Below are 14,959 nucleotides of genomic sequence, written 5' to 3'. Positions count from 1 at the left end.
TTTAGTCTTCAATTGTCTGTGAAAAGGGAGGTAATGCTTTTAGCATGGCCTTGCCATAAGTTTTGGTGACTAAGCGCCTGTCTAAAATCACAATACGGCCATGGTCTTGTTCCTGGCGTAGCAGTCTACCACAGGCCTGCACCAGTTTTCGTGCTGTGGCTGGTACTGTCATTTGTAAAAACGGATTGCCACCTCGTTTGGTGATTGCTTCAGATAAAGCTTCTTCCAAAGGCGAGGAGGGCACAGCAAAAGGCAATTTAGTGATCACCAGATTGGTTAATAAAGCGCCGGGTAAATCCAGACCTTCAGAAAAACTTTGAGTGCCGCATAAGATACTGCCTTCACCTGCTTTTACTTTCAGGCTATGAAGCTCCAGCAACGACTGACGGGAAGCCTCGCCTTGCACTAAAAAAGACCAGCCTTTCGCTCGCAAAGCTTCGACTACTTTTTGCATTTGCCAATACGAAGCGAACAGCAGCAGGTTACCGGCTTTTTTATCCAGGTATTTTGGTAATTTATCGATCAATTCGTCAGTAAATGCATCACTGCTGGGGTCGGTTTGCATTTTGGGCAACAACAAACTGGCTTTGTTTTGATAATCAAAAGGCGAGTCGACTTTTAGTGTTTTTAAGCCTGGGTGCTGAGCAAGGCCTAATTCCTGTTTGATATAGTCGAAACTGTTCAGCGTGGTTAAAGTGGCGGAACAAAGCACAGTGGCAAAAGCCTGACTAAATAATAAGTCGTCCAGCAAAAAACTGACTGACAAAGGGCTGGCATAAGCGCTGCTGAGTTGATTATCTCTGTCCATAGCCACCCAACGTGCCTGATTCACATGTTTTTGTTGTGGCACTGAATACAGCCGCCAGAGTTCAGACTGCTGTTCAAATCTGTGTTCTATCGCCGTAAGTTCAAATTGCAGAGGCAGCACCAGTTTGGTGGCTACTTTATGTTCTGTCGTAGCTTCGGATAAAAATTGTTGTAATTTTTCTACACAAGATAAAGCTTTACCACTTAATTCGGCCAGTTGATCGGCATGAGAAGCAAAAGTCTCTGGTAATACTGCGTCGGCAAAACGGTAATGGGGCTCTTTGGTAAACCAGTTATGCTGATTCAGTTCAATCTGATGTTGCACAGGTTTAAGCTGTTTTAAAAAATCAGTCGCAAGTTCATCCAGTTTCAACACTTCGGTCATAGCACCATGTTGCGGCAAAATGCCAGCTAACTGCTGGGTGGTTTTTTTCAGTTTTTCCAGATACTGCGCCGGGAAACTCAAAGGCGCATAAGCGGAAAAAAAATCACGGCCACTGTCGGGCAGATGATGGGCCTCATCTATCACATAAATACAATCCGCAGGTTCCGGCAATATTTGTGAGCCGGCATCTAAATCAGCCAATAACAAAGCATGATTAACCACCAATACGGTGCTGCCCTCTATTTCAGCCCGGGCTAAATGAAAAGGACAGTGGTGGTGAATTGAGTTGGCTTTGCTGCAATGCGCCGGATCGGACGCTATTGCATACCAATGTTCATCTGCTACCGGCTCTATTAAACTGTCTCTGTCTCCCAGCCAATGACGCTGCTGCCAGTTGGTCAGTAACTGCTGTAGTAAAGCTGCTGGGGCAGTACTTTGAAATAAAGGTAATAAATCAGGTTGCTGCAATTGCTGGCGGATTTTTTCGACGCAGGCGTAACGCTGCCTGCCTTTCACTAAACAGAATTCAAATTTAAGGCCGCTGTGCTTTAGGAAAAAAGGTAAATCTTTTTGCACCAGCTGTTCTTGTAAAGCCACAGTAGCAGTGGCTATCACCAGTGTTTTTTTCTGTTTTAACGCAAAAGGAATGGCAGCCATTAAATAAGCCAGAGATTTACCTGTACCAGTGCCTGCTTCGACTAGTAAGGTTCTGTCATAACTGTGGTAACTGCCAGCCAATGTATTGGCAATTTCAGCCACCATCTTGTTTTGACCGGGGCGGGGCTGATAATTCGTCAGATTGCTTTTCAGCTGCTGGTGAATTTCACGAATTTGGCTTTTTAAAGCATCAGTAAGCATTAAAACATCTGGATAAAAAAACAGGGGTTTATGATAAGTCAGCCTTTAGTTCAGCGCAATATCGATATTGACGATAAAAAATAGCACTCAAAGCCGCGAATAAATGAAAAAAATTGACTTATAGACTGTAGAGTTAAGTTTACAAATTTTAGTGCGAAATTTGGCTGACATCTCAAATTGATTAAAAAACATTCTAAAAGAGGTTTTTTTGTGGGCTAAATAGGGAGAAGCGCTGCAAATCTATCCTCTCTATTGACTGCGCTGACTAGAAAAGGTGGGGTTTGCCGCACACGTTGACAACGCCCGATGAAATTTGTTCCGTAAAAGCTGTTGACCGTGCTGAAAAATTGCGTTTATTATCGGGGCGTTGTTTTCGGGGTCCACCTCGATTGCGAAAAGTTCGGAGTTCCAATCGCCGTAAAGGTTGGTCATCGTAAAAATATAGAATCACTAAATAGTGGTCCAGGGAGAAAAACATGTTTACAAATAATAAATTATCAAAGGCAGTGCGTTTAGCCGTTGCTTTTGGTGCAGCTTCAGTTGCTTTTTCATCTGTAGCTCAGGAAGCTGCATCAGAAGAGGAAGCAAAAGACGTTGAGCGTATCGAAGTAACTGGTTCACGTATCAAGCGTACTGATTTGGAAGGTTCATTACCGATCACTACTATTGACCGTGCTGCTATTGATATGTCTGGTCAGCTGTCTGTGACTGACTTGTTACGTAACACCACTTTCAACTCTTTTGGTTCTAACCGTACTACTTCTGGTAACGCTGCTCAGGGTACATCAGAAATTAACTTACGTGGTTTAGGTGCCAACAGAACATTAATTCTGATCGACGGCAAACGTGTTCCTAAGTCACCTTTAACCGGTAGCTCACAGGATTTAAACCAGTTACCACTGGCTGCTGTTGAACGTATCGAAGTGCTGCAAGACGGTGCATCAGCTGTTTACGGTTCAGATGCTATCGGTGGTGTAATCAACATCATCACTCGTAAAGATTACGATGGCGCTGAAATCAAAGTAGGTACTTCACGTGTAAGTATCCCTTCAGAAGGCGGTGACCGTGAAGAAGGTAGTTTCCTGATCGGTTCTGCTAATGATAAAACTAACCTGATGGCTGGTTTTTCCTGGAACAACCGTGACATCATTTTTGAACGTGCTTTCCCGTGGGTTGCATCTCAGCGTGGTTTATCTCCATACGGTAATAACTGGGCTGATTTAACTTCAACTGGTCGTGTTCCTTCAGCTACTGCTGCTAAATCTATCTCTGCTGGTTGTGACTTCGAATTGTATTACACTGCAACCAACCCTTGGATTGGTGGCGACATGTGTAGTTATGACTTCCTGAAAACCAACGCCAACGACTCATCCACTGGTAACCAGTCATTGTTCTTACGTGGTACACACGAATTTACTGACAACTGGAAAGTTTATGGTAATGCTAACGTTGCTAAAACTAAGTCTTTCGGCCGTTATGCTGCATCTCTGAACGATCCAGGCAGTATCCTGACTGCAAACAGCCCAAATAACCCAACTAACCCAAACAGCCCATTATATGATGCTTCAATTGGTGGTGCTGCGCGCTCAGTTGCTGTATTCCACCGTTTTGCTGCTTTAGGAACTCGGGATACACAGGTTGATAACTACTCTAACGACGTCATGGTTGGTTTTGAAGGTAATGTAAACGACATCGATATCGATGTTGGTGTACGTAAAGCAAAAACCAAAGCCTATAACATCGGTACTGGCTACCTGCTGCGTTCTGCTGCTAACATTGCAATGGAAAGTGGTGCCTACATGTTAAACGACCCATTTGGTGAGCGTTTTACAGATCCTGCTGCTCAGGCTGCTCACCGTGCCTTGTTGAACTCAATGAACGTAACTATTTCTCGTATCAGCCAGTTTGATCAGGAAGAAGCTTTCGCTTCTGCTGCTTTTGATGTGATGGAATTAGAAGCCGGTGCAGTTCAGACAGTAGTTGGCGCTGAATACCGCAAAGAGCAATACAAAGACAAATACGATGCCCTGTCTGAAGCTGGTGTTGTAGGTGGTTCAGCTGGTTCTTCAGCTGGTGGCGGTCGTGATGTTAAGTCTGCTTACTTTGAAACTTTAGTGCCAGTAGCAGAGCAGTTTGAACTGAACTTTGCCGGTCGTTATGAAAAATACTCAGACTACGGTAATGACTTTGCACCTAAAGTATCTGCCCGTTATGAGCCGTTAGAAGGCTTAGTATTACGTGGTTCAGTTGGTAAAGGTTTTAACGCGCCAAGTCTGGATATTCTGACACAACAGCCTTCTCCTGGTAACCCAACAGTACAAGACTTTGTGTTATGTGACCGTAACAATACACCTGTAACAGCTTGTCCGTCAGGTCAAATCCGTACTACTGATATTGCTAACCCTGAATTGAAGTCAGAACAGTCTGATCAAATGTCTTTTGGTATCGCTTATCAGCCAACAGATTGGTTAAACTTTGCTGTTGACTACTACAATATCGAAATTGAAGACTCAATCCGTTATATCGGCTTACAAACACTGATCAACCGTGAACGTGCTGGCGATTCTATTCCAGCTGGTTTAGGCGTAGTTCGTGACCCGGTGACTGGTGCAATCATGGAATCTACTACAGGTTCTGCGAACGATGGTACTGAAGAAACTTCAGGTATCGACGTGAACATCGCGACCAACTTTGATTTTGGTAACTTCGGTAAACTGAAGTCAACTTTCCAGGCCAGTCACGTGTTTGACTATAGTTTGGATGGTGGCCGTAACTTAGTAAAAGACCCAGGTAGCCCACAAAGACGTATATCTTTGAACCATGCCTGGAGCATCAGCGACTTTGATGTGTCTTTCACTACTAACGTGATTGGTTCACAGTTCAATAACGTGACTACAGCTAACAATGTAACTAGCCGTACTGGCCATATTGCTTCATGGACTACGCATGATCTGCAAGTGGTTTACCACACTGGCTGGAACGCAGATATCACTGTAGGTGCTCAGAACTTGTTCGAGAAGTTCCCACAAATCGGTGTATCAAGTGCTGCTGGTCGTAACCTGGACTACACACTGTATGACGCATACGGCCGTGTCAGCTACGTTCGTTACACTCAACGTTTCTGATAAGCCCTTACTGTTAAGTTGTGATCACAACTGCAGTATAAGCTGACGTAAAACCCCACTTTGGTGGGGTTTTTTTTAATGCAAAGTAGTGCTTATTTAAAGCAACTGCTGATGAGTAGATAAAAGAGTTGATTATGGAACACTGGGACAATCTCTGGAGTACTACAGAAGCTTTAAGCAGTTTTGCTGAAGGCGAAATGGCGTTTGGATACAAAGGGGCTGTAGCTGACTATTGGTTGTCAGTGTTTGAAACTCAGGCAGAACAGGCTGTAGTTGCTGATTTGTGTTGTGGTAATGGGGTTTTGCTTTTAGCTGCTGCCAGTTATGCAAGCTCAGCAGAAAAAGATTTTGTGTTATATGGCATCGATGCTGCTCAGGTGAATTTCTCTGCAGTAAAGCAGCAATTAGCAAAACTAACTCCTAAGGTAAAAGCAGAGTTTCTCGACAATACCTCAATAGAAAAGTTACCACTGGTCGATCAATCTTTAGATTTAGCTATTTCTCAGTTTGGTTTTGAGTACACGGACCTGGATCTGTCGTTAACTGAAGTGCACAGAGTATTAAAATCAGGCGCTTCACTTTGTTTTATTGCTCATCACCCAGACTCTTTTATTTCCAAAGACTGCCAGTTGGGAGTGAATATTTTGCACTCGCTATTGGACCAGTGTTTGTATTTTGATTTGGCTATATCCCTGATTGAATTAACTCTTCAGCTCAAGCAAAAAGCTATATCACCTGATCAGGTGCCTGCTTTTGCTCAGGTCAATCAGGCGTTATTGTCTATTATGCAGCAGTTTAATCAGAGCTATCAGTCCGATGAAGCACAAGAGTGGTTTTCAGATCTGTTCCGTCAAACAGCTCAGGCTGTTTTAAAATCGGATGCTGCAGCCTTAGAGGCGATCAAAGCGTTAAAAATGAATACCGGCTTTCATCTGCAGCGCTTACTGCAGCAGCAGGCTGTAGTGTTAACCCCGCAGCGACTGGATGCTAAGCTGGCTGCTAAGCCCGGGCTTTTTACTTCTGCAGTTTATACAGAGATCCGCAATGACGACGGGCTGATAGGCGTGGCTGTGAAACTGACAAAAATTTGAGGTCTATGACTCAGAAGCTTAGAGCCCTGGATGATAACTTCTGCTTAGTTTGCCGAGCTGTTAAAACCAACCTATGGTGTGCTGTGTTCTGATAAATTTTTAGCGAAACGAAATTTTTTTTGTGTAGTACAGGTCTACTGAACGCAACTTATTGCAACTTAACGCAACTACAAGGAATATTGATATGAAATCGAATAAAACTACTGCTGTTGCCATCAGCGCTTTGGTACTGGGCTCTTTATCCACTTTGAGTTTAACTGCTAATGCGAATCCGTTTTCAGCTGATCAGTTGAATGCCGGTTACCAGTTAGCCTCAGCAGAAGCCTCGTGTGGCGCTGATAAAGCCAAAGATAAAGAAGCCAAATGTGGTGAAGACAAAGCCAAAGATAAAGAAGCCAAATGTGGTGAAGGCAAATGTGGTGGCGATAAAAAAGACGGCAAAGACAAAGAAAAAACCAAAGAAGCTAAATGTGGTGAAGGCAAGTGCGGTGGCGCTGTATAACACCGAAGAATGTCAGCCTGCCAGTGCAGGCTGACTGCTTTTAAGGAGAGCTTATGTCTGATGTCCCTTTGGGTTTAACAGCGACAGAAGTCGGCTTGGGTTTGCGACGTGAAATGCTCACTACTGTGCTGGAACAGCCTCAAACCGACATCGATTTTTTTGAAGTAGCGCCGGAAAATTGGTTGCCTTATGGTGGCGCCTATCAGAAAAAGTTTCGTCAGTTAACTGAACGTTACCCCTTTATATGCCATGGTTTGTCTTTGTCTTTAGGCAGCCCTGATCCATTGGATCTGGATTTTGTTCAACAAATCAAAGCTTTTTTAAAAGAACATCAGATCAAATTGTACAGTGAACATTTAAGTTATTGCTCTGCTGCAGGGCATTTGTATGATTTGCTGCCTATTCCTTTTACCGAAGAAGCCGCAGTTTATGTCGCAGGGCGTATTCGCCTGGTGCAGGATATTCTTGAGCAACCTTTAGTCATCGAAAACGTGTCTTATTATGCCGCGCCCGGTCAGGAATTGTCGGAGCTTGAATTTACCAATGCAGTGCTGGAGCTGGCCGACTGTAAACTGCTGTTAGATGTGAATAATATTTACGTGAATTCAGTCAATCACAGTTACGATGCGCTGGATTTTTTAAAAGGCCTGCCTACAGAGCGTATCGCTTATGGTCATGTGGCCGGACATTACCGACAAAGTGACAGCTTATTAATCGATACCCATGGTGCTGATGTGTCTGATCCGGTTTGGGCCTTGTTATCAGAGGCCTATCAGCATCATGGTGTATTTCCGACTTTACTGGAACGGGATTTTAATATTCCTGATATGCAGCAACTGCAACTGGAGCTGGCGCATATTCGTGGCTTGCAACAAGCTAAGCAAAACAAGTTGAGGGCCTGAAATGAAATTCCAACAGGTTCAACAGGACTTTGTCGCTTATTTACGCTCGCCAGAGCAACACGAAAAACCCCTGGATGTAGAGCAGGAGCGTCTGGATGTTTATCGGGAGTTGCTGTTTAACAATGTTTCAGGTTTTGTTTGCAGCGCTTTCCCTGTGTTGAAATCTTTGTATACAGAGCAGGCATGGCAGCTGCGTTTACAGCTATTTTTTGCGGAATATCGCTGCAACAATCCGTTCTTTTTATCCATAGCCCAAAGTTTTTTAGATTTTTTACAGCACCAGTATCAATTACAACCTGATGACCCGGTGTTTCTGCTGGAGCTGGCGCATTATGAATGGCTGGAACTTGAGCTAGCGACTCGTAAAACCGAACCCGGACTTACCATAAGAGATCTGAAACAGCAGAGATTGCAGTTGTCAGAACTCGCTTCAGTGCAGGCGTATCAGTATCCAGTGCAGCAAATTTGCGCTGAGTTTCAGCCGACAGAACCTCAAGCCAGCTTTTTGTTGATCTACCGGGATCCGCAGGATGAGGTAAAGTTTATTGCGTTAAATCAACTGACAACTCTCTTGCTGCAGTTGCTGGAGCAGCAACCGGGCCTTACATTTGCAGGGCTTATCGATTTGCTATCACCTTATGTGCCTCAACTGGACTATGCCCAATTGTCGACAGGAGCTGAGACCCTGCTGACGGATTTTGTGCAGAAAGGCATAGTGCATGCTTTTCAAGCTGGCTAAAATTCATTACCATGTCCCACCTTTTTAGTGAATGAGCTCAGATCATGGCAGACGAAAATTTTAAAGAATCTTTTGGTATCGGCCAGTTAGTGCTGTTAGTCACAGCCTTCGTGGTTTTATTGTGTCTGGCACCTATTATCAGTTGGCTGCGGATCATCGCTTAAACTTTTTTCGAGCGTGAAATAACCGCCTGCTGGCGGTTTTTTTACTTTTCACGACAGCTATCCTTCAGAACGGCTGTCTTTTAAGCTGGATATAATCAGGATCGTGATGATGAATGAACATTCTCTTTCTGCTTTATTAAGTCAGGTGATCAAAGCAGTGCCTGACTACCCAAAGCCAGGTATTTTATTTCGTGATGTGACCAGCCTGATGCTGGACGCTGATGCTTTTGCAAAGGTGATTGATGCCTTTAAACAACAGTATCAGGGCAAAGGCTTTACTAAAATTGTGGGTACTGAATCCCGTGGTTTTATTTTTGGTGCTCCTTTGGCCTATGCTATGGGCTTACCTTTTGTGCCAGTGCGTAAACCGGGAAAATTGCCACGTGAACGTATTGCCCAGTCTTATCAGCTGGAATACGGCGAAGACACGCTGGAAATCCATAAAGACGCTATAGTTGCCGGAGATAAGGTGCTGTTAGTGGATGACTTATTGGCTACAGGTGGTACTATTGCTGCAACAACAAGTTTAGTCGAGCGTTTAGGTGGTAAAGCCACAGACGCTGCTTTTGTGGTGAATCTGCCGGATTTAGGCGGACAAGCGCGTTTAGAAAAGCTGGGGTTAAGCCTTTATAGTCTGGTTGAATTTGCAGGCGATTAATTTCAATAAAACACAGGCACAGGTGGCATGAGTTATCAGGTACTGGCAAGAAAATGGCGACCCCAACATTTTGGTCAACTGGTCGGCCAGGATCATGTGAAAACAGCGCTGACCAATGCGCTGAATCACAACAGATTACATCATGCCTATTTGTTTACCGGTACCCGAGGTGTCGGTAAAACCACCATAGCCCGTATTTTTGCCAAAAGTTTAAACTGCGAAACAGGCGTGACCTCCACGCCTTGTGGTGTTTGCAGTGCCTGTGTCGAAATTGATCAGGGTTTTTTCGTTGATCTGTTAGAAATTGACGCTGCATCCCGCACTAAAGTAGAAGATACCCGCGATTTACTGGATAACGTGCAATACGCGCCCAGCCGAGGCCGTTATAAGGTTTACTTAATAGACGAAGTGCATATGTTGTCGCGTCACAGCTTTAATGCGCTTTTGAAAACTCTGGAAGAACCACCACCTCATGTGAAGTTTTTGCTGGCGACTACGGATCCACAAAAACTGCCAGTCACAGTGTTGTCCCGTTGTTTGCAGTTCAGCTTAAAAGCATTAAGCCCAGAGCAGATTAAACAGCACTTATCTTATGTCTTGGCACAGGAAGGCATTCCGGCTGCTGAGGAAGCTTTGGCTTTGTTAGCACGTGCAGCCAAAGGTAGTTTACGCGATTCATTAAGCCTGACCGATCAAGCCATAGCTCAGAGTAACTCCAACATCACTGTGCCTCTGGTACGCGATATGCTGGGCTACCTGGAACAGCAATGGGCTGAGCTTCTATTAGCTGCTGTGATTAACCGTGATTTAGCCGCATTGAAACAGCATTTGGATCAACTGGTGCAGCAGCATAGTCATTTTGCTCATGTACTGGATGATATGCTGGCCTTGTTGCATTTAGCGGCTTTAAGTCAGTTTAACTGGCAGGCCGCTGATCTGGTTACCGATCATAGCGCCTTTGTGCAGCAACTGGCAGAACAGCAAAGTCCTGAGCAGTTACAGTTGTTTTATCAGTTACTGATCTCAGGCAAAAAAGAATTAGCTTTTGCACCTGAGCCACGTATTGGCCTGGAAATGGCGTTATTACGCGCTGTGGCTTTTGTGCCCGGAGCTGATACTTCTCCAGCAATGTGTGCCTCTGCTCCGGTGTCTCATGCGGCTGAATTAAAAGCAAAATTTAATTTGCCTGAAACTGCAAGTCCGGCTAAAGAGCCAGAATCTGCGCTTGCTATGGCAGAGTCATTGCCATCAGAGCCTGAAATTGTAGTTGAAATACTCCCAGAGCAGCATGCTCCAGCAGAAGCTGTGGCGGCAGTTACACAGCCATCAGCTCCCGCAGGAATAGCAGCTTCTATTCTGGCGCGTCGTGGTATTAAAGTTGATGCTGTTAGCACGGATAGGACAGCGGAGACTCAGAACGAAAAAAAGTCTGAATCAGCTGCTGCTGTAGCCAAGGCTGCAGAGCCTGTTGCTATACAAAGAGCACAAGCTGCTCCAGCTGCAGTTCATCAGCCCGTATTACAGCCGCAGCCTGCGTTACATCAGCAAGTGCAGCCGATGGTATCGCAGCAAGCCAATGAGCCTCAGCGCTCTCCTGCAGTCGTTCAGCACAGTCCGGTTATGCCTGCTGCCGCGCCAGAGCAGCCAGAGCCTGAGATGTCCGTTTATCCGGATGAATCTGATGCTTTGGATATAGCCACTGAAGACGCTGATTTTGCTGCCGATTGGGCCTGGCAGGAGTTTCAACAGCAACATCAATCTGAACCTACGTCAGAACCACAGCCAATAGCTGCGCCAGAAGCGAAAGCTCAATATCGTTTTGATGGTGTGATTACTGCTGAGAATTTCTCTGTGCGTCTTGCAGCTCAGGTCGATGAGTGGGCCGCTTTGGTTGATAGTCTGAATTTAGGTGGTTTATTGCGTTTGTATCTGCTGCATAGTTGCATCAGTTGGGCAGGGGATACAGTGCAGCTGCTGGTTTGTCAAAGTCAGCAGCATTTGGATAAAGAAAAATTCCGCGCCGAAATTATTAAAGAGCTGAGTCAGGCTTTTAATAAAGCAGTTCAGTTAGAAATTCAATACCAGCCTTGGGTAGAGACTTGCCCTGTGGCTATTCAGCAGCGTATTGAGCAGGAGCGTCTGGTTTATGTAGAGCAGTTGCTGCAGCAAGACCCTTGGGTTGTGCAGCTACAGAAAGATTTTGGGGCGGAAATAGTCGCTGACAGTATTATCGTCAACTAATTCGTCTTGTATTTTGGGGCTCAAGTCATTATCTTGTCGCCAGTTTAATCGAGTCATTTTTAAAGAGAGTACAGTTATGTTCAAAGGTGGTGGTGGCGGTTTAGGCAATATCATGAAGCAGGCGCAAGCCATGCAGGATAAAATGCAAAAGGCCCAGCAGGAATTGGCTAATCTGGAAGTTACAGGCGAGTCGGGGGCAGGTCTGGTGAAAGTCACCATGACAGGCAACCACAATGTACGCCGTGTCAGCATCGACGACAGTCTGATGCAGGATGACAAAGAAATGGTTGAAGACTTAGTAGCTGCAGCTATTAACGACGCGGTACGCCGTGTTGAAGAAACCAATAAAGCCAAAATGGCTGCTGTGACCGGTGGTATGCAATTACCTCCAGGTTTTAAGATGCCGTTTTAAGCTGTTGTCTGTTTTAGTATGAGCAAATTCAGCCCTTTGCTGCAGCAGTTGATCGACGCCTTGCGTATATTGCCAGGCGTAGGTCCGAAGTCGGCACAACGTATAGCCCTGCAGTTGCTGGAACGCAACCGCTCTGGCGCTGTACAGTTGTCGAAGGCTTTAGCTGTGGCTATGGAAAAAGTAGGGCATTGCCAGCAGTGCCGTACTTTTTGCGAAACTGATTTATGCTCTATTTGCTCAGATCCACGACGCAACGACAGTCAAAGTCTTTGTATTGTCGCTTCGTCTTCTGATCAGTTTGCGATAGAGCAAACAGGTCAGTTTAAAGGCCGCTATTTTGTCTTGCAGGGCCAATTATCTCCGCTTGATGGCATAGGTCCATCAGAGTTGGGCCTGGATTTACTGCAAAAGCAGCTCGGTACAGGTGCAGTGCAGGAAGTGATATTAGCCACCAACCCGACAGTGGAAGGGGATGCCACAGCCTATTACATTGCTGAGCAATGTAAAAAGTATCAGGTCAATGTCTCCCGTATTGCTCATGGTGTACCTGTGGGTGGTGATTTGGAGTATGTAGACGGGACGACCTTGTCGCACGCCTTTAGTGGCCGTAAACCTATCTGACCTTCATCCTTGAAGCTGTAGCAGCGTTGCTGCGTTCTTTCGCCCCAATCGCATAGTGGCCTATGCTCATGGGGACTCCTTCACTTGCGGCCTTGCTACAACTCCAATGCTTTTGGTCAGGACCTTCGTCCTTGAAACCGCAGCTTTGTTGGCTGCGCTCTGTCGCCCTAATCACATAGTAAGCTATGTATGTTAGGGACTCCTTCACTTGCCGTCGCGCTGCAACTCCAATGCCTTTGGTCAGACTCTTCGTTCCTTGCAGCTGTTACCTTGTTGGCTGCGCTCTTGCACTACCAAATAACAGCTTATTCTTTATCCACTTGCCTGATTCTCCATTTTGTTCTGAGTTTTGCCGATATTGCCCCCTTGATATTTGTGGCTATTAAACCCATATCCTTGCCAGCACAATTCGAAAGGCGCTACGCCCTTGCATAGGCGCTTTTGCATTAAAGTCATTGCATTAAAGAAAAGGAGCTGTATATGACTGAGACAGTACAAAAACAAAAGCACGGCTTTCAGGCCGAGGTCAAACAACTTCTACAGCTGATGATCCATTCGCTGTATTCCAATAAAGAAATTTTCCTGCGTGAGCTGGTCTCTAACGCGTCCGATGCGGCTGATAAACTGCGCTTTTTAGCTTTGTCCGACAGCAGCCTGTATGACAATGACGGCGAATTAAGAGTTCGTATCAGTCTGGATGAAGCGGCTAAAACCATTACCATCAGCGACAACGGTATTGGTATGACGCAGGACGAAGTGATTAGTCATTTAGGCACTATCGCGAAATCCGGCACTAAAGAATTTTTTGGTCAGCTCTCTGGCGATCAAAGTAAAGACTCTCAGCTGATTGGTCAGTTTGGTGTGGGTTTCTATTCTGCCTTTATTGTTGCCGATAAGGTGACAGTCAAAACCCGTAAAGCCGGTGCGCCTGCCGATTCTGCTGTAGAGTGGGAATCTAATGGGGAAGGAGAATACAGCATTGCGCCTATTGTGAAAAATAGCCGTGGTACTGAAATCACTCTGCATTTACGTGACGAAGAAACTGAATTTTTAAGTCAGTGGAAAGTGGAATCTATTGTCACTAAATACTCTGACCATATCAGCATTCCTGTGGAAATGTATCAGGAAGGCACTCCAGAGCAGGACGGCGAAGAAGGCGAAAAAATCCCTGCCACTGAAGGCTTCTGGAAAGCGGTCAACAAAGCCACCGCACTGTGGATGCGCGATAAATCAGAAGTGACTGAAAACGAATATCAGGAATTCTACAAACATATTTCGCACGACTGGACTGAACCACTAAGCTGGACTCACAACAAAGTGGAAGGTAATACCAACTACACCAGTTTATTGTTTGTGCCGAAAAAAGCACCTTTTGATATGTGGAACCGTGAAGCCCGTCATGGCCTGAAATTGTATGTGCAGCGTGTGTTTATTATGGATGACGCTGAACAGTTTATGCCAAGTTACCTGCGCTTTATCAAAGGTGTGTTGGATTCCAGCGATTTACCGCTGAACGTGTCCCGCGAAATTTTGCAGGACACCAAAGTGACGCAAAGCTTACGTAAAGGCTGTACTTCACGCGTATTAAAAATGCTGGAGAAAATGTCTAAAGCTGAAGATCAAAGCGAGTACCAGACCTTCTGGAACGAGTTTGGCCAGGTGATGAAAGAAGGCCCTGCTGAAGATGCCGGCAACAAAGAAAGCATAGCTAAGCTGCTGCGTTTCGCCTCTACTCATAATGACAACGCAGATCAGAATGTCAGCTTAGAAGCTTATGTCAGCCGGATGAAAGAAGGTCAGGACGAAATTTACTTTATCGTTGCCGACAGCTTTGAAGCCGCTAAACACAGCCCACATTTAGAAGTGTTACGTAAAAAAGGCATTGAAGTCCTGCTGTTATCCGACCGTGTTGATGAATGGTTAATGCAGCACCTGACTGACTTTGAAGGTAAAAAGCTGCGTTCTATCGCCAAAGGTGGTCTGGATATCAGCAAGCTGGATGACGAAGAAACGAAAAAAGCTCAGGAAGAAACAGAGAAGCAATTTGCTGCTGTGACTGAACGTTTTAAAACAGCTTTAGGTGATCAGGTCAAAGCCGTAAAAACCAGCCATCGTTTAACCGACAGCCCGGCTTGTATTGTCACTGATGAGTTTGATATGAGCACGCAGATGATGAAGCTGATGGAATCTGTGGGTCAGAAAGTACCGGACGTGAAACCTATTTTTGAACTGAACCCGGATCATGCATTGGTCAAACATATTGCCGATGTGCAGGACGAAACGCAGTTTAAACAATGGGCTGAAGTATTATTTGACCAGGCCTTATTAGCTGAACGTGGCAGCCTGAAAAATCCTGCAACTTTTGTCAGCCGCTTAAACGCGCTGCTGCTGGATTTATCGAAAAAAGCATAAGTTTTACTCTGAGTTTTAAAAAGCCTCTGCACTTGCAGGGGC

Annotated in this window: 11 protein-coding genes; 10 read left to right on the top strand and 1 reads right to left on the bottom strand. The window is 45.3% G+C overall.

The annotated features are described in order from the left end of the window. Position 1: 1 nt before the first annotated feature. On the bottom strand, positions 2 to 2,050 hold the full coding sequence (gene dinG, locus RHEIN_RS04020) for an ATP-dependent DNA helicase DinG (RefSeq protein WP_008897694.1): 2,049 nt from the start codon (positions 2,048 to 2,050) through the stop codon (positions 2 to 4). Positions 2,051 to 2,526: 476 nt separating this feature from the next. Here dinG and RHEIN_RS04015 point away from each other — a divergent pair, with 476 nt between their 5' ends. The 10 genes from RHEIN_RS04015 to htpG all read left to right on the top strand — a co-directional run bounded on the left by RHEIN_RS04015 (position 2,527) and on the right by htpG (position 14,917). Then, a complete protein-coding gene (locus RHEIN_RS04015; RefSeq protein ID WP_008897693.1) occupies positions 2,527 to 5,175 on the top strand; it encodes a TonB-dependent receptor plug domain-containing protein in 2,649 nt (882 codons plus the stop codon). 134 nt (positions 5,176 to 5,309) lie between these two features. Then, on the top strand, positions 5,310 to 6,266 hold the full coding sequence (locus tag RHEIN_RS20285) for a class I SAM-dependent methyltransferase (RefSeq protein ID WP_008897692.1): 957 nt from the start codon (positions 5,310 to 5,312) through the stop codon (positions 6,264 to 6,266). A gap of 184 nt (positions 6,267 to 6,450) precedes the next feature. Then, the gene (locus RHEIN_RS04005; RefSeq protein ID WP_008897691.1) at positions 6,451 to 6,768 is read left to right on the top strand and encodes an HvfA family oxazolone/thioamide-modified RiPP metallophore; all 318 of its coding nucleotides are present in this window, start codon (positions 6,451 to 6,453) and stop codon (positions 6,766 to 6,768) included. A 53-nt stretch (positions 6,769 to 6,821) separates the two neighbouring features. Further along, positions 6,822 to 7,670, top strand: a complete 849-nt coding sequence (locus tag RHEIN_RS04000) for an HvfB family MNIO-type RiPP peptide maturase (protein ID WP_008897690.1) — start codon at positions 6,822 to 6,824, stop codon at positions 7,668 to 7,670. A 1-nt stretch (position 7,671) separates the two neighbouring features. Further along, complete coding sequence (locus RHEIN_RS03995; protein WP_008897689.1) at positions 7,672 to 8,409, top strand: HvfC family RiPP maturation protein; 738 nt, start codon at positions 7,672 to 7,674, stop codon at positions 8,407 to 8,409. Between the two features lie 273 nt (positions 8,410 to 8,682). Next, entirely contained in the window at positions 8,683 to 9,231 is a 549-nt protein-coding gene (apt, locus tag RHEIN_RS03990; protein WP_008897687.1) for an adenine phosphoribosyltransferase, read from the top strand. 27 nt (positions 9,232 to 9,258) lie between these two features. After that, complete coding sequence (gene dnaX, locus RHEIN_RS03985; RefSeq protein ID WP_008897686.1) at positions 9,259 to 11,472, top strand: DNA polymerase III subunit gamma/tau; 2,214 nt, start codon at positions 9,259 to 9,261, stop codon at positions 11,470 to 11,472. Between the two features lie 76 nt (positions 11,473 to 11,548). Beyond that, positions 11,549 to 11,884 carry a YbaB/EbfC family nucleoid-associated protein gene (locus RHEIN_RS03980; protein ID WP_008897685.1) on the top strand — a complete coding sequence of 112 codons (336 nt, stop codon included), beginning with the start codon at positions 11,549 to 11,551 and terminating at the stop codon, positions 11,882 to 11,884. Positions 11,885 to 11,902: 18 nt separating this feature from the next. Continuing rightward, complete coding sequence (recR, locus tag RHEIN_RS03975) at positions 11,903 to 12,505, top strand: recombination mediator RecR (RefSeq protein ID WP_008897684.1); 603 nt, start codon at positions 11,903 to 11,905, stop codon at positions 12,503 to 12,505. Positions 12,506 to 12,985: 480 nt separating this feature from the next. Then, on the top strand, positions 12,986 to 14,917 hold the full coding sequence (gene htpG / locus RHEIN_RS03965) for a molecular chaperone HtpG (RefSeq protein WP_008897683.1): 1,932 nt from the start codon (positions 12,986 to 12,988) through the stop codon (positions 14,915 to 14,917). Positions 14,918 to 14,959 lie beyond the last annotated feature (42 nt).

Source organism: Rheinheimera sp. A13L (assembly GCF_000217935.1).
Taxonomy (GTDB): Bacteria; Pseudomonadota; Gammaproteobacteria; order Enterobacterales; family Alteromonadaceae; genus Pararheinheimera.
This window is presented reverse-complemented; position numbering and strand designations above follow the sequence as displayed.

Coding starts and splice junctions, on each gene's coding strand:
- RHEIN_RS03995 (WP_008897689.1), top strand. CDS start 7,672: ATGAAATTCCAACAGGTTCAACAGGACTTTGTCGCTTATTTACGCTCG.
- apt (WP_008897687.1), top strand. CDS start 8,683: ATGAATGAACATTCTCTTTCTGCTTTATTAAGTCAGGTGATCAAAGCA.
- RHEIN_RS03980 (WP_008897685.1), top strand. CDS start 11,549: ATGTTCAAAGGTGGTGGTGGCGGTTTAGGCAATATCATGAAGCAGGCG.
- recR (WP_008897684.1), top strand. CDS start 11,903: ATGAGCAAATTCAGCCCTTTGCTGCAGCAGTTGATCGACGCCTTGCGT.
- RHEIN_RS20285 (WP_008897692.1), top strand. CDS start 5,310: ATGGAACACTGGGACAATCTCTGGAGTACTACAGAAGCTTTAAGCAGT.
- RHEIN_RS04000 (WP_008897690.1), top strand. CDS start 6,822: ATGTCTGATGTCCCTTTGGGTTTAACAGCGACAGAAGTCGGCTTGGGT.
- RHEIN_RS04015 (WP_008897693.1), top strand. CDS start 2,527: ATGTTTACAAATAATAAATTATCAAAGGCAGTGCGTTTAGCCGTTGCT.
- dnaX (WP_008897686.1), top strand. CDS start 9,259: ATGAGTTATCAGGTACTGGCAAGAAAATGGCGACCCCAACATTTTGGT.
- htpG (WP_008897683.1), top strand. CDS start 12,986: ATGACTGAGACAGTACAAAAACAAAAGCACGGCTTTCAGGCCGAGGTC.
- RHEIN_RS04005 (WP_008897691.1), top strand. CDS start 6,451: ATGAAATCGAATAAAACTACTGCTGTTGCCATCAGCGCTTTGGTACTG.
- dinG (WP_008897694.1), bottom strand. CDS start 2,050: ATGCTTACTGATGCTTTAAAAAGCCAAATTCGTGAAATTCACCAGCAG.